This is a genomic window from Nitrospira defluvii (assembly GCF_905220995.1).
In the GTDB taxonomy this organism is placed as follows: Bacteria; Nitrospirota; Nitrospiria; order Nitrospirales; family Nitrospiraceae; genus Nitrospira_A; species Nitrospira_A defluvii_C.
Genome location: NZ_CAJNBJ010000001.1, coordinates 1,199,879 through 1,219,239 on the forward strand (window position 1 = coordinate 1,199,879; position 19,361 = coordinate 1,219,239).

Below are 19,361 nucleotides of genomic sequence, written 5' to 3' on the forward strand. Positions count from 1 at the left end.
TAGAGATGAGTAACGGCCCTGGCGATCTGACCCGCGCCGGAAGCCCGGAGGCTTTGGTAAGATGACGGGGCGGACGTCGACTACGTTTTCCTTCAGGAGGTTGCCACCCATGAATCCCATCGCACGCACGAAGCTCTGTGTCGTACTCATGTTGCCAGTGGTGCTGGCAGGGGCTCTCGTCTCCATCGGTCACGCAGCGGATCAGTCCGGCGGTAAGGCGTACTTTGCCGGCGGCTGTTTCTGGTGCATGGAGGAAGTGTTTGAGAAAGTGCCTGGCGTCCTCTCCGTCACCAGCGGCTATATGGGCGGGCGGGTGGAGCGCCCGACTTATGAGCAGGTATCGGCGGGGGGAACCGGCCATGCCGAGTCGGTGGAAGTGGTGTATGACCCGACCAAGGTCTCCTACCAGGTTTTGCTGGATGCCTTCTGGCACAATGTGGACCCGGTCACGCCCAACGCGCAGTTCTGCGACCATGGGAGCCAGTACCGGGCGGTGATTTTCTACCAAGGGGAAGAACAGCAGCGCTTGGCCGAGGAGTCGAAGCGCGCGATCGAACAATCTCCGCGACTGTCCCAGCCGGTCGTGACGGAACTGACGAAGGCGTCGCAGTTTTATCCGGCGGAAGACTACCATCAGGATTTCTATAAGAAAAATCCGGTCCGGTACAAGTTTTACAAGTTCAATTGCGGGCGCGCACAGCGTCTCGAGGAAGTGTGGGGTGCCCCATGATGGGCGACGTGCCGTCGCAGGATACGCTCAGGCGCCTGCTTGTGGATTGTGAAAGAATTGCCGTGGTGGGGTTGTCGTCGAATCCGGCCCGGCCGTCTTATCGCGTGGCTGCCTACATGCAGCAACAGGAAAAGGTCGTGATTCCCGTCAACCCCCGTGAGACGGTGGTGTTGGGGCAACCGGCCTATCCGTCATTGTCCGCAGTACCCGGCGTGTTGGATCTGGTGACGGTCTTTCGCCGATCCGAGGAGGCCGGCGCGATCGTCGACGAGGCGATTCGTATCAAGGCCAAGGGAGTCTGGCTCCAAGAAGGCGTGATCGACGAGGCTGCGGCGCTGCGCGCCCGTCAGGCCGGGTTGGAGGTCGTGATGGATTGCTGCTGGCTGAAGGAGCATGGCCGGTGTCTTGGCGAGGACGGCTGCGATCCCAGGCCGGTGCGATCATGAAACCGGATCGTACCCTGTTGAGGTTGATTTGGGTCATCGCCATGTTGAATGCCGCGCATACCATCGATCACGTGATCCGAGGAGATTTTCATTGGCCACCCGACGGGCAATCGGTCGGTTTTCTTCTGATCATCACGAGTATCTACCTGTTGATTGGAGTCGGATTACGGCTCTCGTGGAGCGGGAGGGTCGGTCCTCGGTTCTGGACCATCATCGGAGGTGCGGGTTTGGCGCTTGGATGGTTGTCGCATTTCAGCCCCGTCACTGATCAGCCGCTCCATGTCATTCAATCTGCGTATCAGGGGGTGATTGGAGGAGCGGTCGCGGTGGGTTGTTTGATGCTGCTCATGGGCGTCGTGCTGGTCGCGACGATGTATTCGGCCTATCTCTGGCACGATCAGCGGCGACGTTCGACGACGCATCCTGTCTCCGGGTAACCGATCCTTGGCTCCGACGATCCATTCCTTCCCCGGTTGGTTTCCCTCATTTTCTTGAGCATTCCCCATCTCCATGGAATAGTGACGTGACGGTACGCTTCAGCCCGTCCTGCTAGAATTTCCACGCCATCTAGATTTGGAGGTAGAGCCATGATGCCCTTGCTCACGGTGTGCGGCCGCTTGTTGTTCATCCTTCTCCTGGAGTCCTTCGCGGTGGGTTGTACACAGTCGGTTCTCCCGACGCCTTCTCCGCAAGAGCATCTTGGCATGGGCATCGTAACCGGGACAATCGGTGCGCAAACACCGGGTGCCGTCATGGGTGATGAACAGGTGGTCGGGTCTTTGGTCGGTCAGGTGCAAGCTCTGGAAGGGGGTGCCTATCTGGTCCGCGACGTCCGGGGTCAGGAGCATCGCATCCCCCACGATGAAAATACGAAAATTGATCGTCCGGCCCATATAGGCGATCGCATTCAATCCTGGTTCGACCGGCATGGGCGTGCCGTGCTGATTCGAAGCGCTGATGAGGAGAATCGATAGGAGCTGTCCGGCCGCCGCCGGATGATTCCTTATCATGCAACAGCCGGATTGGAATCAGCTCTGGAGCCGAGTCGCTCGCGCACTCGTTCCCCTCGCCGTGGCCGGCTGCCTGATCGCCGCGCTGCCTCCGGCCAGCAGGCTCGCCTTCGATCCTGGGATGAAGGATGACCAGGGACGACCAGCTTCCGAAACGATCGCCTCCCTGGTGGCCAGGTATGCCGAACAATACGCATTGGATCCGGCGCTGCTGCAGGCGATCATCAAAGTCGAATCGAATTTCAACTCCGACGCCGTCTCGTCAAAAGGCGCGATCGGACTGATGCAGCTCATGCCGTTGACCGCTGCGGCGTTTCACGTTCTGGACCCGTTTGACCCCAACGACAATATCCGCGCCGGTGCAGCGTTGCTCCGGGGACTACTCGACCGATTCGGTGGGGATCTTTCGTTGGCATTGGCGGCCTACCATGCCGGTGAGGCGCGTGTCCGGCACACTGTCGGCGTCCCGACCCTCCCGGCGACGCAGATCTATGTCGACCGAGTAATGGGCTACTACGAGCGGTTCCGGACCGGCAGCGGGCCGCCGGTTCTCCGCTCCGTCCTTGGTCGCCGGTCGGTCCGGGCCAGGGCGAACGAGTCCCATTCGGCCGAATGAGTGGCGTCCGGTTGCATTTTCATCCGGAAACGGAGTAGGGAATTCCGCGAGAACACTCAGATTTCCAGATCGAGGACGCGCATGAAGAAAAGTGATCGGACAGCCCGGTTGGCCCAGTCGGATATCCGCGCGATGACCCTGGCCTGCGCGAAGGTCAACGGTATCAATATGTCTCAGGGAGTCTGTGATACACCCGTGCCTCCGGTGGTGGTGCAGGCTGCGCAGCAGGCGATGGCCCAGGGACACAATACCTATGCCCGCTTTGACGGTATTGCGGGGTTGCGTGAGGCGATCGCCGACAAATTGGCCTCATACAATCACATCACCGCCGATCCTGAAACCCAGATCACGGTGAGTGCGGGTGCGACGGGGTCGTTTCAAGCCACCTGCATGGCGTTGCTCAACCCCGGGGATGAGGTGATTCTGTTCGAGCCGTTCTATGCCTACCATGTGCAGGCGATCCTTGCCGTGGAGGCGGTGCCTCGCTATGTCACGATGCGGCCCCCGGATTGGAACCTGGACGTGAAGAGTCTTGAACAGGCCGTGACGTCCAAGGCCAAGGCCATCGTCGTCAACAGCCCCGGGAATCCGTCCGGTAAGGTCTTCACGCGTCGGGAGTTAGAGCAGATCGCCGAGATCGTCTGTCGGCACGATCTACTGGTGATCACGGACGAGATTTACGAGTACTTCGTGTTCGACGGTCGGGAGCACATCAGTATGGCCTCGTTGCCCGGCATGGCCGACCGCACGATTACGATCGGAGGCTACTCCAAGACCTTCAGCATCACCGGGTGGCGCATTGGGTACAGTGTGGCGGAAGCCTCCTGGGCGAAAGCTATCGGTGCGATGAGCGATGTCTTGTACGTCTGTGCGCCGACACCCCTGCAGCATGGTGTGGCCGCCGGAATTCGTGCCCTTGGCCCGTCTTTTTACCGCGAGCTTGCTGTCGAACATCAACAGAAGCGGAACCGCTTCTGCGGCGCCTTGGCGAAAGCGGGGCTTCCACCCGCCGTGCCGCAAGGGGCCTACTACGTACTGGCAGATGTGTCTCGCGTGCCGGGGAAGACCAGTCGCGAACGTGCACTGTATCTCTTGGATAAGACCGGAGTGGCGGGCGTGCCGGGAGAGGCCTTTTTTGAAGGGCCGGAAGGCAGTCGTTATATGCGGTTTTGTATGGCGAAGACCGACAGTGATCTGGAGAAAGCCAGCCGGGCGATCGAGCGGTTTGCAAGCTAAGCGGACGGTACGAACTCGCGCGACTATCGCGCTTGCCAGGATGCGGTTCTGGTCATGGCACCCCACGTGGCCTTCTTCCCGCTTACCCAACGATACAGGCCGATCAATTTCCACACCGAGTTCAATTGGCGAAAGCCAAAGTTTTCCACGACGGCGGCGAGCAGCAGTTTCATGACATCGCGCTGGGCCGGGTAGACGTGGAACGACATTTCTTCCAACAGTAAGGCGCTCACCGAGAGCAGCACGCCGAGGCCAATGGCCGCGATGAGCAGGATCAACCAGGTCTGCACGGACACAAATCCCAACACAAAGCTGAGGATCAGGAAGCAGTAGCCGAACACTTCGATCGCCGGCCCAATCCATTCAAAGACGGCCATAAATGGAAAGGCCAGCCAGCCGATCGTGCCGCCCTTGGGATGAAACATGAGATCCAGGTTGTTGGTCAGGCTTTCACAGAGTCCACGCTGCCACCGGACGCGTTGATTCTTCAGCGTGCGTAGGTCCTCCGGTGCTTCGGTCCAGCAGACCGAGTCGGGAACGAAGGTAATCCGGTAGGGCTTCTCGCTCAGCCGAAAATGGCGGTGCAGCCGGACGACCAACTCCATATCCTCACCGATCGTGTCCGATCGATACCCGCCCACGGTGACAACGGCTTCCTTGCGAAAAATCCCGAACGCGCCTGAGATGATGAGCATCGCGTTCATCGGCGACCAGCCCAGGCGTCCGAACAGAAACGCGCGGAGGTATTCGACGATTTGGAAGAGCGCCAGCAGATTCGTGGGGAGGCCGATCTTCGTCAGAAACCCATTCTCGACGCGACAGCCATTGGCAATGCGGACGGTGCCGCCGCTCGCGACCGTGCGGTGGTCGTCCAGGAACGGTTGCACCGCCCGCCGTAGGCTGTCCGGCTGAAGGATCGAGTCCGCATCGATGCAGCAGAACAGGGGATAGAGCGACAGGTTGATGCCGGCGTTCAGGGAATCGGCTTTGCCCCCGTTCTCCTTGTCGATGACGCGCAGGTTGGCATGCAACGCAGAATGGTAGATCGCCCGAATCTCCGCAGTCGACAGCTGGGTGTTGTAGGCCTCCGGGAACGGAAAAAGCTCGAACTCCTGGCGGAGCACGTCGATCGTGGCGTCCTTCGATCCGTCGTTGATCACGACGATTTCATATTCGGAATAGCTGAGTTGGAGGAGCGACCGAATAGAGCCCGCGATCGTGGCGGCTTCATTGTATGCCGGAACAAGAATGCTGATCTGCGGCTCGAAACCCGTGTAGCTGCGCGGCAGGCTTTCCAGCACCCGCTCCTGCAGATATTGCCGCAAGTGCACGATGGCGATGACGTCCAGCATCAAGTATCCGGCGGTCAAGCCGAGAAAGTAGAGCAGGAACAGCCATTCGGATAGTGAAATGAGAGTGTCTATCCACATCAATCAGCGGCTCGTGATATCGACCGGAACGTGCCGAACCCACAGGGGAAGGCGGTTGAGGGTGTCGCTCTGGCTGGCGTTGTTCGCAGGAATCGGACTGGGTGCCTCACTCCTTCCCGCGCGTGCTGCCGACGTTCCCTTGTCAGAACCCATTCCTTCCACCGTCTACGAAATCGAACTGACCTATATCGGCGAGCGTACCGATCCGACCGTCGCTTTCAGCGGACCGCCGCCGACAGCGGCCCCTCTTCCTTATCGACCGTTTCTGCCCATTCTTGAACTGCGCGCGAGCCTGGGGGCGGTCCGGCCCTTCGGTCCTTGCCGGGGTCAGGTGACGAAGTTGAACGCCAGTCTCGAGGTACAGTGGAGCGCCGCTGGAGCGGCCCGTTGTGGACAGCGTATCGAGCTGCATCCAGCCGGAAAGCCCGTGGACCTACTGTCCTACCGAATGTTGCGGCTCCGTGGTCGTGCCACCGGCTCTGTAGTGGTGGGAATAGAAGATCTGGCCGGCTACAGGCGTGAGGACAATTGGACGGTAAGCACCCTGTCCGGATCCTTTGATCTGACGGTTTCTCTGCAGGAGATCAGCCGGGGAGTCGATCTTCGGCAGGTCACGGCCCTCGTGGTGTCCGCTGAAGGGCAAGGCGGACAGATTCAGCTGGAGAAGATTGAGGTGACGCAAGAGACGCCGGTCATGAAGCGACAGGCCGGGACCGGCTTCTGGGTGTGGAATTATCGTCAGGCTGTCAAGGACCCGGAGGCGATGTTGAGCACCTGTCGTGCGCAGGGCTGCTCGCGGCTGCTGATTCAAGTGCCGGCCCAATCCGATGACGAGGGACTCTGGCGCGAGTATGCGCAGCTCATGGCCAAGGTGCGGGACGCCGGCATTGAGCCGTGGGTGCTGGATGGCTATCCCGAAGCGATACAGGAACCCCAACGATTGGCCGATAAGATCTGGAGACTACTGCATCTCGTACCGCTGGGCCTCCTATCGGGCGTGCAGCTCGACCTCGAACCCTATCTCGTGTCGGGGTTTCTTCAGGATGAGGCGCAACTTCGTCGGTATCTCGGCACGATCGAGATGGTGAAAGATGCCATACAAGGCCGGGCCAGGTTGTCGATGGTGATCCCATTCTGGCTCGCTGCGCCGACCGTCAGTGGGCGACCCCTGGCCTTTGCCGTGATGGATCTGGCGGATGAAGTGGCGGTGATGAGTTACCGTACCGATCTCGATGAGATCCAGGACATTGCCGACGATATCCTGCGCTATGGGTCAGTGAGCGGGATTCCTGTGTGGTTAGCCGTCGAGACGACCGTCTTGCCGGTTGAACAGCATGTGGTGTTGCGACGAGCCCCGCAGTCGGGCCAGGCCGATGCCCTGTTAGATCGCGACCACCGTCTGTTGCGGTGGCGACCGATCGGCGAAGCGGACAGTACAGGCCTCCATCGGGAGTGGTTCCGAGTTCATCGTCGTTTCACGGTCAATCCTGAACGACTATCGTTTGCCGGACGTTCTCGTGCCCAGGTGTCCTCGGCGATCAAGACGATACGAGACACCACCTCGCACTCGAGTTTCTCGGGGGTGATGATTCACGATCTTGATGGATTCCGTGCCCTCGCCGAATAGAGTCGTGCATATCGGAAGAACAGGGTCGTCACGGATGATCGATCCCCGCAGGTGGATACTTCGACGAAGGTTTGCAGCCGGTCTGCTGGCGGGGATGTTGCTCGCCGCGGGCTGGTTCTCTACGCCTGCCACGATGATTGCTGCTATGGCGCCGGACTCGTCTCCGAGCCGGATTCTGCAGCAAGCCAGAGCCTTGGAGGAGGAGCAGCGGTATGAGGAGGCCATCGTGGCTTACCGGCAATACCTCTTGGCCAAACCGGACCATGATGACGCGCGCGCGACGATTGCGAAACTCCTGTCCTGGCAGGGACAGAGGGATGAGGCCATCGCCCTCTATCGCGACATTCTGACTCGCCAGCCGCTCGACCATGACACTCGTGTCGGCCTTGCCCGGGTCTTGTCCTGGAACAAACAGTTCGCCGACGCGCGAGACGAATATGATCGGGTCCTTCACGACGACCCGACCCATGCCGAAGCCCTGGCGGGCCTGGGAGACCTGCTGTTGTGGAGCGGCCATCGTGAACAGGCGATTCCATACTATGAACGGGCGGTAGCGGCCACCGGCGACGAAGAGATTGCGGCACGGCTGCGCGTCGTGAAAGCCGAGGTCGAATCCGTTCCCGCTGTCCCAGATCCGTCGCCTGTTTACAGAAATAATTTGGAGCCGGCGGATGGAAATCAGGCGTTGGAGCGAGGGCATCGTCTGGAAACGATGCGCCAGCACGAAGATGCCCTGGCCGTGTATCGCGAGGGATTGCGGCAGTCTCCAGAGAATGATGAGTTGCGTGCCGCTGTGGCCCGGCTTCTTTCCTGGCAGGGGGTCCATGCCGAAGCCGTCGAGTTATACCGGGATGTGTTGGTTCGTCATCCGGAGGATCAGGACATTCGGGTGGCGCTGGCGCAGGTGTTGTCGTGGCAGAAACAGTTCGAGGAGGCGGGACGTTTGTACCGGGAGGTCTTACAAGCCGAGCCGAGACAGATCGAGGCGCGCCGCGGCCTGGCCGAGGTCGCGCATTGGCGGGGCGACCGTTCAGAGGCCCTGGCACGCTATGAGGCGCTTCTTGCCGAGACCCACGACCCCGACATCGAGGAACGGCTGAGCGCCATTCGGTCGGAAGGATCGGTCGCATCAGCCCCTGCAGCCGAGTTGTCCGCCACAGGCTCGGCAACTGAGGAGCAAGGGGCACGAGCCGTGGCTGGTGCCATGGAACAAGCCATCAGATTCGAGGTGGCCAAACAGTATCACGAAGCGGAGGACGTCTACCGAGAGGCGTTGCGGCAACATCCCGACAATGACGAGATCCGGAGTGCGTTGGCGCGCGTCTTGTCCTGGCAAGGCTCTCACCAGGAGGCCACGACGCTGTATCGGGATGTGTTGGTTCGTCATCCGGAGGATCAGGACATTCGGGTGGCGCTGGCGCAGGTGTTGTCGTGGCAGAAACAGTTCGAGGAGGCGGGACGTTTGTACCGGGAGGTCTTGCAAGCCGAGCCGAGACAGATCGAGGCGCGCCGCGGCCTGGCCGAGGTCGCGCATTGGCGGGGCGACCGTTCAGAGGCCCTGGCACGCTATGAGGCGCTTCTTGCCGAGACCCACGACCCGGCGATTGAGCAGCGGATTGCTGCGGTGAAATCCGAGTTGCTAGTTTCGCCGCGGGCTGCGGTGGGGCAAGGGCTGACCGGACTGCGGCTTCCCTATCGTGACTATGCCAAGATCGGCTACGGCCATTATTCCTATACGAAGAATCAACCGGATGAGCGTGATCTGCTGTTTGAAATCGCCAAGCCGTTGGGCAATCAAACGCTGGTGGTACGGGCCGAGCCGATCAATCGGTTCGGGTTCCACGACACGCCGATTTCGGCGGAACTCTATAGTCCCCTGTGGCAGCGAGCCTGGGGGTATGTGGCGGCGCAGGGTACGGTGAATCCGCATTTCTCCCCCAACTACTCCGTGATGGGAGAGGTGGCGCAAGGACTGGGTGGGTTGCATGCCTCGCTCGCCCCCTTTGAACTCTCCTTCGGCTACCGGCGACTCAATTACAAGCAGGACGACATCGATCTGCTGATGCCGGGGCTGACGGTCTTTCTGCCCTTCAATCTTTGGCTGACCGAGAAACTCTACCTGATTCCAAACACGGGGGCGGTCACGCTTGCTTCCCAGCTCACCTGGCGGCCTACGGAACGTGTGCAGATCTTTGCCTCCGGCTCCTTTGGCACGTCCGGCGAACGGATCGTGGCTGCACAGGACTTTACCCGCGTAGGGAGTCGCACTATTCAGGGCGGCGTCACGTTTCCGATCAACGAACGATTCTCGGTTGAGACGTCCGGATATTACGAAGACCGCGGATTCCTTTATGTCCGGCGGGGCGGGAACTTCAGCCTCATCTATCATTGGTGATCTGATGGGACGTGCCACCATTGTCCGTGTTGTCGGTCTCTCGGCCCTCACGCTGCTCCTGGTGATGGGAGGATGGGGCCTGTTCTGGTCGCAATCCGACCGGCCCTTCGAGGTTCCTGCACAGGATTTTCACCGGTTTCCCGGCGTGTCAGGGCCCAGTCATGTCACGGTCGTGCCCCCAAAAGTTCCGACCTTGTGGCGCACGTATGGGCAGGGATCAGGCAGTCGCCTGGCGATCCTCCTGACCGATCCGGACTCCTGCTGGCTGGGTTTGGCCCACGGGCTCAAGTCGATCGGCGTGCCGTTTCGCATCACGCGAGATGTGCGCGAAGCCCTGTCCCATCAGGCGGTGCTGGTCTACCCGATGATTTCCGGAAAGGTGCTGAACTCGGAGGAACTCCAGGCGCTGGCGGAATTTCCGAAGGCTGGTGGCACGTTGATCGGCGTGCAGGTGTTGGGTGGTGGATTGAACCAGGTCTTCGGGTTTCGTGAGGCCGTTGCCTCGCGCCAGCGGTATGACCTGACATTGGCCGCGGCTGATCCGTTGCTGGCCGAGCTGACCGATCCACAAGAGCGAACGTTGCGGATCGGTGTTCGGGAGAAGCACCTGGAAGTGATGGGCACTTACGGCTACACCGACGCGACGACACCGCTCGCGCGATTCGACGACGGGACGGCCGCCGTGACGCAGGTGGCCCACGGGCGTGGCCGGGCCTATGCCATCGGGGTGGATCTCGGTTTTCTGCTCTCGAAGGGGTACAACAATCGCGGAGACGAACTCGTCCGGACCTACGACAATCAGTTTGATCCGACACTTGATGTGTGGCTGCGGTTGCTCAAATCCATCTATCGCACGGCGGAAGAGCGGGCGGTCACGCTTGGGACGGTGCCGTTCGGGAAATCGCTCTCCGTCATGCTGACGCACGATGTGGATTTTACCCAGTCGATCAAGAACGCGGTGGTCTATGCGGAGTACGAAAAGAGTCAGGGGGTGGTCGGCACCTATTTCATTCAGGTGAAATATATTCGTGACTACAACGACGATATCTTTTTCAACGACGAAGGGGTGCGGGATCTGGCTCGTCTTGCCGAACTTGGGATGGAGCTGGGAAGTCATACGATCGCGCATTCGAAGGTGTTCGATCAGTTTCCCTTGGGGACCGGTCGGGAAGCCTATCCGTCGTATGCGCCGTTTGTGAAAAGCCGGAGAATCGCCCTCAACGCCAGCCTGCTGGGCGAATTGCGGGTTAGTAAGTTTCTGATCGATCACTTTTCCGGACAGACGATTGTCTCCTTCAGACCGGGAGAGCTCTCGAATCCTTTTGGACTTCCTCAAGCGCTCCTTGCGACGGGGTTTCGTTTTAGTTCGACTGCCACGGCCAATAACTCGCTCACCCATCTGCCCTATCAATTGACCTATGACCGCCTGACGGACAGTGAAGTCGAGGTGTTTGAGTTTCCTGTCACGATCGAAGACGAAGAACTCCCGAAACTGGGCGACCGGCTTCCGCAGGCGTTGGAGCTGGCAGGAAAACTCAGCCGCTATGGCGGCTTGGTGGTGGTGCTCATTCATCCGAACGTCCTCGACCACAAGCTCGCCTTCGAGAAGGGGTTCGTGGAAGGGGTGCGTCCCTATGCCTGGTTCGGTTCGGTGGGAGAGTTCGGCAGGTGGTGGGCGGCGCGCAACCAGGTTCAGGTGGATGTGGCGCGCGATTCGACGGGGATGCGCGTGACACTGACGGCACCGAGTTCCGTGGCCGGGTTGACGATCGAGGTACCGAACGGATGGGAACTGGCGCGTTCCGGCTCCTCTGTGCGAGGACTGGAACAACAGGGCACTATCCTGACAGTCCCCGAGTTGCAGGGTACCCATACCTTCCTGCTGACGCCGCGAGCCCACGTGCCCGACGGCCGGAATGTCTCGACGGCCGGTCATCGTGCGTAACCTGATCTCAAACGATTCGGCGGCAGCGACGGCCTCCTGAGAGGGAAAGATAGCAGAGGGCCGTGCGTTAGGCCGTGCGTGCCTGCGGAGGGCTGGCGGGAGCTGGGCGGTGAGTCTTTACATTTGATTGCGCCATAAACGGAAGTAAGTGTTCCTGCGCCTCGACGGTCGTGAGCGCGTTGCACAGGTGCGTCAGCCGTTCAGCGGTCATCCAAGGCAGATTCGAAAGGGCTTCGGCGGCCCGATAACATACCCACCAATGCTCATCATCCAGGAGCGCGATGAGCCGCACTTCATCTTCTTCGACTCCGACCTTGCCCAACGCCGATGCCGCTTGAAGTCGAACAAACCATGTGGGATGGGAGAGATGTGCGCGAATCATCGTCACATCTCGCGGGTCGCTGCATTCTCCAAAGAGGAACAGGCAGGCGGCCAGCACGTCATCAGACGGTGCTCCCTTTTGGAGCAACGCTCTGAGCGGCGGAAGTGCGTGCTGGCTCTGGGTGGCCGCAAGATGGCGGATGAGGCGAGCGCCGATTTCCGGGTTGGCCTCACAGGCGGCCTTTGCGATGGCGTCGGCAGCGATGTCCGCACCGGCCGGTTCGAACATGGCGACCACCTTGAGGGGTGACCAATCGCTACGGCGACTGATGACGGGAATTAAGAGAGGGATCGCCGCCTTCGCGTCGATGTGCAGCAGCGCTTTGGCGGCGACTAAGGAGACAAAAGCGTTGTCCGCCTGCAACATCGCGGCAAGCTCATTCCAGATTGATCGTTCCTGCAGGTGACCAAGCGTCACGACGGCCAGCAATCGGCGGCGGAGCAGTCTGGCGTGGAGGAGTTGTTTCGCGAACTGGTCCGTCCCTGTTCGTCTGGCGAGTTTCTTCAGATTTGTGCGTGCCTCCCCGCGGATGGACTCATAGCAATGGTTCCAGAGATAGAGCAGTACGAGGTGGTCGCGGGTGGTGAGCGGGGGAAGCGAGTCCGGCACCTCGACGACACATTGGGCGAGTAACGGCCGCCAGGTTTCGGTGACGGCGCGGCGGCGTCGGTCTTTATTGCGGCGAATGAACCGGAGCAGGAGAATCCCCAGCAGGAGCAACAGCACGGCCGAATAAATGGAGATTGCGGCGATGCTGCCGATGCGAAGGGTCAGGTTTGACTGGTCGAGGGCCAGCACGCGACTCCTCCCGGTGGGTCGCTCAGGCCGCCTGACTGACGAACCGCTTCAGTCGACTGGTCAGTTCGCGTGGGTTGAACGGCTTGACCATATAATCGTTGGCGCCGTTCTCCAAGGCACGCTTGATGTCATGCTCGCTCCCGTCGGCCGTCAGCATGACGATCGGCACCGTTCCCCAGCCCTCGCGCGCTCTCAGATAGGTCAACACTTGCAGTCCGCTCAGAAACGGAAGCATCACATCCAGCAGCACAATGTCCGGGGGTGCCATGGTATCGGCGAGTTCCTGCGCCTGTCGGCCGTCTTTGGCGTGGATGACCTGATAACTCGCCCGTTCCAAAAGAAACGTCAGCAAGCTCGCCGTGTCTTCCTCATCTTCCACCATGAGCACTCTGGGTTTGGGACTTGCGGGGCTTTCCATGCACGCGCTCCTTCGGTGTCGAAGAGTGAGGGGCTGAAGCTTCAGATGCCCCTAGTCCGGACGAGTTCATTCTTTTGTAGCACGGATTCCTACAAACACACGAAAACTTCTTCATTTTCGCCCTTGGCACGAAATGCCCAGGCGAGCGGTTGGTGCCGGTTAGGGCTCAGCAGCCGGCCTTCGATGGATCATGTGCCTGGGGGAGACTGTGCACTCCGGCTACTCATAGGTAATCTCCACGCGTTCAAGATACGATGCCAGGGTCGCAAGAGCTTTGCGAATCGATGATTCATCGGCGGCCTTGGCCGCCTCTTCCACGTGAGCTGCGATGGTGGTCATGACGTGAAAGCCATAACTGCCGCTGACCCCTTTCATACCGTGGGCGACCCGCTTGATCGTGTCGAAGTCGTGTGCGGAGACGGCCTCAGTCATCACCGTGATTTCTTTATGCCGATTGGCCATGAATTTGGGAATCAATGGCTCGAATGACGAGTCCACCAGCACCACAATCGGTCCGGCTCCGACGTCGGACATCGCGGGTGTCATCTCGCTCACAGGGCCGCCTCCTTTGTCCGGACGATCACATGCTGCTGAATGGCCTCCAGCAGCGTGTGTTTTTTGATGGGTTTGGTCAGATGTGCGGTAAAGCCGACGGCCTGGGCTTTCTCGATGTCTTCCGTCAAACCATTGCCGGTCAGGGCGATAATCGGTGTCGCGTCGCGTCCCTGCTCCGCTTCCCATGCCCTGATGCTGTGTACCGCCTCGTAGCCGTCCATGACCGGCATCTGAACATCCATCAGGACCAGGTCGTATTGGCCGGCTTGAAACTTCTTCACCCCCACGGCACCGTTTTCAGCCAGATCGAAGCGGTAGGGCAAGGCTTTCAATAAGAACGTGATCAGGACTCGATTGTCTTCCATGTCTTCGACCAGCAGGATGTGAAGGGGATAGGGATCAGAAGGGGCGGACCGATCCGGCATCGGTTGTTGCGCGGGTCGAGCACCCTCCGGGGAGCGCAGCGTGTTTTCCACCGTGATCAGGAGCCGTTTGCGGCTGATCCAGAGAAGCCAGTTGCTCCGGCGGTCCTGGTCGGGGAAGAGGGCCAGTGAGACCTGTGTGGTGATCGGTGCACCGTCCCTCCCGCGGCCGATGGTCTCTCCCTGCCAGCGGCCCTTCTCCTTCAGGAGTGGGAACACCATGGTGTCGATCTTGGCGATTTCGGCAGCGGTGTAGAGTTCCCTCCACGATTTTCCGATGAGCGCGGTCGGTTCATACCCGTGCTGTGCAGCATGCGCGCGGTTCATATAGGTATAGCGACCTGTCTCGTCGAGGAAGGCGATTCCGTCGAGTGCCTGCTCGGCAGCAAAGAGAAATGTCGATCGCAGCGAGTCTGCCTGTTCAAGTTTGGCCACGTGAGTCGCGAGTTGCCGATTGCGCAATCGCAGCTCGAATTGGGCGACCACTTGGCGACCGAGCACCATCAGGGCTTTTTTATGTTGCGCAGAGAGCCGTTTCGGAACCCGATCGATGACACAGAGCGTTCCGAGGGCATGCCCATCCCGGTCGATGAGGGGTACCCCGGCATAAAATCGAATGTGCGGTTCCCCCGTCACCAGCGGATTGGTCGCGAAGCGTACATCTCCTAGCGCGTCCGGCACCTCGAACATATCTCGCTGCAAGATGGCGTGCGCACAAAAGGCGATATCGCGCGAGGTCTGGCAGACTCCCACGCCAGTCTTGGCTTTGAACCATTGACGGAGGGGATCAATCAGACTGATCAACGCGATCGGCACCTGGCAGATCTGTGCGGCCAACTGCACGAGCTCGTCAAACGGCGTTTCTGGTTCTGTGTCGAGGAGCTCATACCTTCTTAGGGCCTCGACCCGCTGTGCTTCATGGTCAGGATAGGGTGCGATCAAGGGCGTCTCCGCCATAAGGCGTGCGTGGGAATGCTGTTGTCGATGTGTCCGGCGAAACCGTCTTTCCCCGTTTTCTCTTTATCGGACATGCGCGACTGACCTTAAGGCAGGGTGGGGCGTAGCGATGTGGCAGGCCGTTCAGGGCCGGACGCTTTGATGCGAGGAGGATCAGAAATGCTCTGCGGCGCCGTACAGATCTGGCACAGGGAATATTTTCAAGGTGTTGGGGGGCAGCGCGTCGAGTGGTTGATATGAGCAAAATTCTGGATGAGACTTGAGGCTCCCGCCCATGCGTGGTATGTAAAAGATTGCCTCCAGGCACAGAGGCCGCGCCTGCTTCACACATTCAGGATGAACCGCATGACACACCACCCGTTATCTCTACTCTCACTCGCGCTCAGCTTGGTGCTGGTACAGGCCTGCAGTCACACGCCTCGGCCGCATGAAGCTGTCTGGGTCGAACCGGCGGTGGGAGAAATCTCCTTACACCGCGGGGAGAACGCGGTGCTTGCCGGCGAGTGGGAATATGAAGAAGGCGGCATGGTGGTGCCGTTAAAGTTGGATCGATTCGGCAACGGCTCGTATGATTTTAAGGACGGACGGTTTCGGACCGATGTGCTTTCCGATCACCGGTGGGCAGGGGCTTGGGCTCAGCAGGAAAATGATCGTGAAGGTGGATTTGAAATTACCCTGTCGCCGGACTTTTCAGAAGGCGACGGCCGCTGGTGGTACACCCGGATTGAAGAAGACCATGCCCCGACCAAAGCCGGTGGGCGTTTCCACGTGGTGAAGGTGCAATCGATGGCAGAGCATCATCCAGGGCCTGCCGAACACGTGCCTCAATAGCCCTTATCTGTTGTGCCCTTCCTCCGGATCCACTCGCTCATACAGTGCGGAATAGTCCACCTCTCCCAAACCATGGGCGATCGTGTCGGTGAGCAGCGATCGCACTCCCTGAAGCCCGTCCGTTGAGAGACGCGCCTGTTCGGCCGCTGCCAAAAACAAATCGACATCTTTGAGGAGATGCCGGGTTGAGAAGTTCGGCTGTTCGTACTGTCGCTTCGCCAGTCGCGGGAGTTTCTTGTCGAACATCGGGGCATACAGGGCGCTTTTTCGTAGGATGTCCATGAAGGTGTCCCGATCAACACCGCCTTCGCGAATCAGTCCGAAGCTGAGGGCGAAGGCAGCCATCTCTGTGGCGATCAGCTGATTGAGCGCGAGTTTCATGACGGCGGCTTTTCCCACCGGCCCGATCAGGCGCACATCTGCCCCCAAGATCTGAAGCAACGGCGTCCATTCGGCATAGTACTCCGGCATCCCGCCGACCATGATCAGCAGCGTGCCTGCCTTGGCCTCCGTGATGCTCCCAAGGACCGGCGCCTCGAGGTAGCGACCGCCAAGCCGCGTGACCTCTGCGTCAATCGAGCGGCTTTCCGACGGCCCGATCGTCCCCATCTGGATCACCATACGCCCGTTGATCTCGGCACTCGTACAGGGATCAAACAGAACGGCATGGATGGCGGCTGCGTCCGCCAGCAGGAGTAAGACCACCTGTGCCTTGGACATGGCTGCTGAGGCAGTCGGCGCGATACGGATGCCGCGTTGCCGGAGGGCATGGGTCTTCTCGACGGAACGGTTATAGACCGAGAGGGAATGCCCCGCGGCATGCAGCCGCTCCGCGACCGCCTCGCCCAACAATCCTGTCCCCAGCAGCGCGACCTTCATGACACACCTCCAAGGATGGTGACGCGAGCCGGCATGGTACAGAGAAGTGGCGGGGATGAAAAGGGCTAGCCCGGATTATTCATGACGATTCGTCGCGAACTCGCCAAGCCGCGTCGTGAGACCGGCGTGCGGAGCCGTGAGGGCCCGAGGTGTACTCGTGCAGTGCGTCGAGGGGCCGAGAGGCGAGCCCGTCGGCCGCAGGCTTGTCGGAACAGCGGATCGGTGAGTGCAGCAGAAGTGTTCATCAATAATGTGGGTTAGGGTGTGGACGAACGAGTGCCGGCCTGTACGACGCTATGGCGGATGACCTGTGCGCGTACCGGTGCCGACAGGCTCGACCCGATCGCCAAGGTGCCCGACAGTCTCGGATCGGAACGGTTGAAGGCAAACGGCTGGCCGGTCGGGGTCGTGGCCTGTCCCCCGCTTTCCTCAATGAGGAGGACGCCGGCGGCAATGTCCCACTCGTTGCCGCCGTTGAGCGTGATGGCCGCATCGGCTTGTCCGGCTGCGACCAGCGCGAGGGCGTAGGCAATGGAACCGATGGGGCGGCATCGAACATGAGGTTCAAGGCCTTCAAATCGGCCGACTCGCAGTTCCCAGGGATTGACGAGCACAAGCGGCCGCTCGTCCGAGGCAAATGGAGGCAGCGCAGGCACGAAGACGCGCTCCATCCGGAAGCCGCCTCCACGTATGGCCGAGAAGAATTCACCGGTCGACGGATTGAAGATTACGGCGACGACCGGCGAGCCTTGTTCGACCAGGGCCACCGACAGGCAATATTCCGGCAGGCCGCGTACGAAGGCACGCGTGCCGTCGATCGGATCGACAATCCACACACGTGTTCTGCTCAGCCGTTCATCATTGTCAGTGGTTTCCTCCGACAGCCAGCCGTCGTCAGGAAAGGCGGCCGACAACCGGTCGTGCAGGATGCGATTGACGGCGAGGTCGGCGGAGGTCACCGGTGAATGGTCCGCCTTCGTGTACGTGTCAAAGCCGGCCGCCGAGAGGCGAAGCGCTTCTCGTCCGGCCTGCTGCATGGCCTCCGACAGCAGGGCGAGTTCACGATCCATGGTGCTACAGCTCCTGTCCATGAGTGCGAAGGAACGGAGTCGGTCCCTTTGTTCACCGTACCAGGTCTTCGTGCCGGAACAAAGTCCTGACTGGTTTGGTGCCGGAGGTGGGGCTTGACCAGCACAATGCTTCCGCGTACAAGCTGCGATGACGATGAAATTGAAGCACAAACATTCCCGTAAGGCGGGACTGCCGCCTGGTACGCTGGTCCACATCGGCGAGAAAAAGTCGGACGCCGTCACCATTACCGTCTATGAGTATGGCGAAGGTCAGTTCCAGGAGCGATCGGTGGCCAAGCCGGACGAGGTCATCTTGACGGGTGAGCCGACTGTTCGCTGGGTCGACGTTGGGGGCATCCATAAGATGGAGGTGCTGGAGACGTTCGGGAAAATGTTCGGCCTCCACCCGCTGCTGCTGGAAGATATCGCGAATACCGACCAACGTCCAAAACTCGACGACTACGGCACCTACGGCTATGTGGTGTTGAAGATGCTCTACGAGGGGCAGCACGAAGGCGACATCAATGTTGAGCAGGTCAGCCTGGTGTTCGGGGAAAATTATGTGCTGTCGTTTCAGGAAAACGGCGGCGATGTGTTTCAAGGCGTGAAGGAACGGCTGCGGAACGGCAAAGGGCGTTTACGCCATGCGGGCGCCGACTATCTCCTGTATGCGCTGATGGATTCGATCGTGGATCGCTATTTCGTCATCCTGGAAAGCCTGGGAGAAAAAATCGAGCTGCTGCAGGATGTGTGTGTGACCAATCCCGGCCCGGAAACCCTGCGGGATATCCACGCCCTCAAACGGCAGCTCCTGTACTTCCGACGCTCGGTCTGGCCGTTGCGCGACCTGATGAACAACCTCTCGCGGTCGGATGGTCAGTTTTTGCAGGGCTCTACCAAGGTCTTTTTTCGCGATGTCTACGATCACATCATTCAGATCGGCGACACGGTCGAGACGCTGCGGGAAATGGTGTCGTCGATGATGGAAGTCTATTTGTCGAGCGTCAGCTACCGGCTGAACGGTGTCATGAAAGTGCTCACGATCATTACGACGATTTTTATGCCGCTCAGTTTTATTGCCAGCATCTACGGCATGAATTTCGAGCATATGCCGGAACTGAAATCCCCTTGGGGTTATCCGGCGGTGTTGGGCGTCATGGCCGCGACAGGGTTGGCGATGTTGTACTTCTTCAAACAGAAGAAGTGGCTCTGACTGGCGGGTCAGTCTAAGACCTCGACACGATCCACGAAGTAGGGCGTTTCACCGAAACAGGTGGTGGGAATATAGCGAAACTCCTTGTAGTGCAGGATGACTCGCTTACCCATCTGCCCGTCGAGCTTCTTCGCCACATTCTCATCCCACACCGTGAAGTTCCAGAGCACCGGGGCGACGCCGGGGACGGTCGTCATCGCCAGCTCACCTTCCTGTGTCTTGCAAAACCACCCCTTCCGGGACAGTTTCTGCAGGTAACCGGCGCGATCCCCGTCCGAGTAGCTCCAATTAAAGACGACCAGGAGATAGGCTGCGCCGCCGAACAACAACAACGTGAAGAGAAGTTTGGGTCTCCAGAGCCAGGCCACAGGAAACAGAAGGGTTTCCCACCACGTCATAGG

Annotated in this window: 19 protein-coding genes; 11 read left to right on the forward strand and 8 right to left on the reverse strand. The window is 59.9% G+C overall.

Annotation, left to right across the window (positions count from 1 at the left end; all coding sequences use genetic code 11):
- Positions 1-109 precede the first annotated feature (109 nt).
- The 6 genes from msrA to KJA79_RS05825 all read left to right on the forward strand — a co-directional run bounded on the left by msrA (position 110) and on the right by KJA79_RS05825 (position 4,038).
- Complete coding sequence (gene msrA, locus KJA79_RS05800) at positions 110-730, forward strand: peptide-methionine (S)-S-oxide reductase MsrA (protein ID WP_213041035.1); 621 nt, start codon at positions 110-112, stop codon at positions 728-730.
- Entirely contained in the window at positions 727-1,176 is a 450-nt protein-coding gene (locus KJA79_RS05805) for a CoA-binding protein (protein ID WP_213041036.1), read from the forward strand. Before msrA ends, KJA79_RS05805 begins: the two co-directional genes overlap by 4 nt.
- Positions 1,173-1,613 carry a hypothetical protein gene (locus KJA79_RS05810; protein WP_213041037.1) on the forward strand — a complete coding sequence of 147 codons (441 nt, stop codon included), beginning with the start codon at positions 1,173-1,175 and terminating at the stop codon, positions 1,611-1,613. Before KJA79_RS05805 ends, KJA79_RS05810 begins: the two co-directional genes overlap by 4 nt.
- A gap of 150 nt (positions 1,614-1,763) precedes the next feature.
- Positions 1,764-2,150: a hypothetical protein gene (locus KJA79_RS05815; protein ID WP_213041038.1), complete on the forward strand. Its 387-nt coding sequence runs from the start codon at positions 1,764-1,766 to the stop codon at positions 2,148-2,150.
- A 34-nt stretch (positions 2,151-2,184) separates the two neighbouring features.
- The gene (locus tag KJA79_RS05820; protein ID WP_213041039.1) at positions 2,185-2,802 is read left to right on the forward strand and encodes a lytic transglycosylase domain-containing protein; all 618 of its coding nucleotides are present in this window, start codon (positions 2,185-2,187) and stop codon (positions 2,800-2,802) included.
- Positions 2,803-2,883: 81 nt separating this feature from the next.
- A complete protein-coding gene (locus KJA79_RS05825; protein WP_213041040.1) occupies positions 2,884-4,038 on the forward strand; it encodes a pyridoxal phosphate-dependent aminotransferase in 1,155 nt (384 codons plus the stop codon).
- Positions 4,039-4,061: 23 nt separating this feature from the next.
- On the opposite strand, the gene KJA79_RS05830 is transcribed toward KJA79_RS05825, so the two are convergent.
- Positions 4,062-5,468, reverse strand: a complete 1,407-nt coding sequence (locus tag KJA79_RS05830) for a glycosyltransferase family 2 protein (RefSeq protein ID WP_213041041.1) — start codon at positions 5,466-5,468, stop codon at positions 4,062-4,064.
- A gap of 61 nt (positions 5,469-5,529) precedes the next feature.
- On the opposite strand from KJA79_RS05830, the gene KJA79_RS05835 reads away from it, so the two are divergent.
- From KJA79_RS05835 to KJA79_RS05845, 3 genes are all read left to right on the forward strand, one after another.
- On the forward strand, positions 5,530-7,095 hold the full coding sequence (locus tag KJA79_RS05835) for a hypothetical protein (RefSeq protein WP_213041042.1): 1,566 nt from the start codon (positions 5,530-5,532) through the stop codon (positions 7,093-7,095).
- A 145-nt stretch (positions 7,096-7,240) separates the two neighbouring features.
- A complete protein-coding gene (locus KJA79_RS05840) occupies positions 7,241-9,490 on the forward strand; it encodes a tetratricopeptide repeat protein (RefSeq protein WP_213041043.1) in 2,250 nt (749 codons plus the stop codon).
- 4 nt (positions 9,491-9,494) lie between these two features.
- The gene (locus KJA79_RS05845) at positions 9,495-11,435 is read left to right on the forward strand and encodes a polysaccharide deacetylase family protein (protein ID WP_213041044.1); all 1,941 of its coding nucleotides are present in this window, start codon (positions 9,495-9,497) and stop codon (positions 11,433-11,435) included.
- A gap of 67 nt (positions 11,436-11,502) precedes the next feature.
- Here the strand turns inward: KJA79_RS05845 and KJA79_RS05850 are convergent, their stop codons facing one another.
- The 4 genes from KJA79_RS05850 to KJA79_RS05865 all read right to left on the reverse strand — a co-directional run bounded on the left by KJA79_RS05850 (position 11,503) and on the right by KJA79_RS05865 (position 14,967).
- Positions 11,503-12,615 carry a HEAT repeat domain-containing protein gene (locus KJA79_RS05850; protein ID WP_213041045.1) on the reverse strand — a complete coding sequence of 371 codons (1,113 nt, stop codon included), beginning with the start codon at positions 12,613-12,615 and terminating at the stop codon, positions 11,503-11,505.
- 22 nt (positions 12,616-12,637) lie between these two features.
- Entirely contained in the window at positions 12,638-13,033 is a 396-nt protein-coding gene (locus tag KJA79_RS05855; protein ID WP_213041046.1) for a response regulator transcription factor, read from the reverse strand.
- A 219-nt stretch (positions 13,034-13,252) separates the two neighbouring features.
- A complete protein-coding gene (locus KJA79_RS05860; protein WP_246507498.1) occupies positions 13,253-13,579 on the reverse strand; it encodes an Hpt domain-containing protein in 327 nt (108 codons plus the stop codon).
- A gap of 5 nt (positions 13,580-13,584) precedes the next feature.
- Complete coding sequence (locus KJA79_RS05865; protein ID WP_213041048.1) at positions 13,585-14,967, reverse strand: response regulator; 1,383 nt, start codon at positions 14,965-14,967, stop codon at positions 13,585-13,587.
- A gap of 345 nt (positions 14,968-15,312) precedes the next feature.
- On the opposite strand from KJA79_RS05865, the gene KJA79_RS05870 reads away from it, so the two are divergent.
- A complete protein-coding gene (locus KJA79_RS05870) occupies positions 15,313-15,798 on the forward strand; it encodes a hypothetical protein (RefSeq protein WP_213041049.1) in 486 nt (161 codons plus the stop codon).
- A gap of 3 nt (positions 15,799-15,801) precedes the next feature.
- On the opposite strand, the gene KJA79_RS05875 is transcribed toward KJA79_RS05870, so the two are convergent.
- Both KJA79_RS05875 and KJA79_RS05880 read right to left on the reverse strand, forming a co-directional pair.
- Positions 15,802-16,677 (reverse strand): NAD(P)-dependent oxidoreductase, encoded by an 876-nt coding sequence (locus KJA79_RS05875; RefSeq protein WP_213041050.1) that lies wholly within the window; start codon positions 16,675-16,677, stop codon positions 15,802-15,804.
- 257 nt (positions 16,678-16,934) lie between these two features.
- On the reverse strand, positions 16,935-17,747 hold the full coding sequence (locus tag KJA79_RS05880; protein ID WP_213041051.1) for a 3'(2'),5'-bisphosphate nucleotidase CysQ: 813 nt from the start codon (positions 17,745-17,747) through the stop codon (positions 16,935-16,937).
- Between the two features lie 148 nt (positions 17,748-17,895).
- On the opposite strand from KJA79_RS05880, the gene corA reads away from it, so the two are divergent.
- A complete protein-coding gene (gene corA / locus KJA79_RS05885) occupies positions 17,896-18,960 on the forward strand; it encodes a magnesium/cobalt transporter CorA (RefSeq protein ID WP_213041052.1) in 1,065 nt (354 codons plus the stop codon).
- Between the two features lie 8 nt (positions 18,961-18,968).
- Here corA and KJA79_RS05890 read toward each other — a convergent pair whose 3' ends face one another.
- A complete protein-coding gene (locus tag KJA79_RS05890) occupies positions 18,969-19,358 on the reverse strand; it encodes a hypothetical protein (RefSeq protein ID WP_213041053.1) in 390 nt (129 codons plus the stop codon).
- Positions 19,359-19,361 lie beyond the last annotated feature (3 nt).

Bases quoted from the DNA above. Each gene is read 5' to 3' on its own strand.
- msrA (WP_213041035.1), top strand. From the start codon at position 110: ATGAATCCCATCGCACGCACGAAGCTCTGTGTCGTACTCATGTTGCCA.
- KJA79_RS05805 (WP_213041036.1), top strand. From the start codon at position 727: ATGATGGGCGACGTGCCGTCGCAGGATACGCTCAGGCGCCTGCTTGTG.
- KJA79_RS05810 (WP_213041037.1), top strand. From the start codon at position 1,173: ATGAAACCGGATCGTACCCTGTTGAGGTTGATTTGGGTCATCGCCATG.
- KJA79_RS05815 (WP_213041038.1), top strand. From the start codon at position 1,764: ATGATGCCCTTGCTCACGGTGTGCGGCCGCTTGTTGTTCATCCTTCTC.
- KJA79_RS05820 (WP_213041039.1), top strand. From the start codon at position 2,185: ATGCAACAGCCGGATTGGAATCAGCTCTGGAGCCGAGTCGCTCGCGCA.
- KJA79_RS05825 (WP_213041040.1), top strand. From the start codon at position 2,884: ATGAAGAAAAGTGATCGGACAGCCCGGTTGGCCCAGTCGGATATCCGC.
- KJA79_RS05830 (WP_213041041.1), bottom strand. From the start codon at position 5,468: ATGTGGATAGACACTCTCATTTCACTATCCGAATGGCTGTTCCTGCTC.
- KJA79_RS05840 (WP_213041043.1), top strand. From the start codon at position 7,241: ATGGCGCCGGACTCGTCTCCGAGCCGGATTCTGCAGCAAGCCAGAGCC.
- KJA79_RS05845 (WP_213041044.1), top strand. From the start codon at position 9,495: ATGGGACGTGCCACCATTGTCCGTGTTGTCGGTCTCTCGGCCCTCACG.
- KJA79_RS05855 (WP_213041046.1), bottom strand. From the start codon at position 13,033: ATGGAAAGCCCCGCAAGTCCCAAACCCAGAGTGCTCATGGTGGAAGAT.
- KJA79_RS05860 (WP_246507498.1), bottom strand. From the start codon at position 13,579: ATGACACCCGCGATGTCCGACGTCGGAGCCGGACCGATTGTGGTGCTG.
- KJA79_RS05865 (WP_213041048.1), bottom strand. From the start codon at position 14,967: ATGGCGGAGACGCCCTTGATCGCACCCTATCCTGACCATGAAGCACAG.
- KJA79_RS05870 (WP_213041049.1), top strand. From the start codon at position 15,313: ATGACACACCACCCGTTATCTCTACTCTCACTCGCGCTCAGCTTGGTG.
- KJA79_RS05875 (WP_213041050.1), bottom strand. From the start codon at position 16,677: ATGAAGGTCGCGCTGCTGGGGACAGGATTGTTGGGCGAGGCGGTCGCG.
- KJA79_RS05880 (WP_213041051.1), bottom strand. From the start codon at position 17,747: ATGGATCGTGAACTCGCCCTGCTGTCGGAGGCCATGCAGCAGGCCGGA.
- corA (WP_213041052.1), top strand. From the start codon at position 17,896: ATGACGATGAAATTGAAGCACAAACATTCCCGTAAGGCGGGACTGCCG.
- KJA79_RS05890 (WP_213041053.1), bottom strand. From the start codon at position 19,358: ATGACGTGGTGGGAAACCCTTCTGTTTCCTGTGGCCTGGCTCTGGAGA.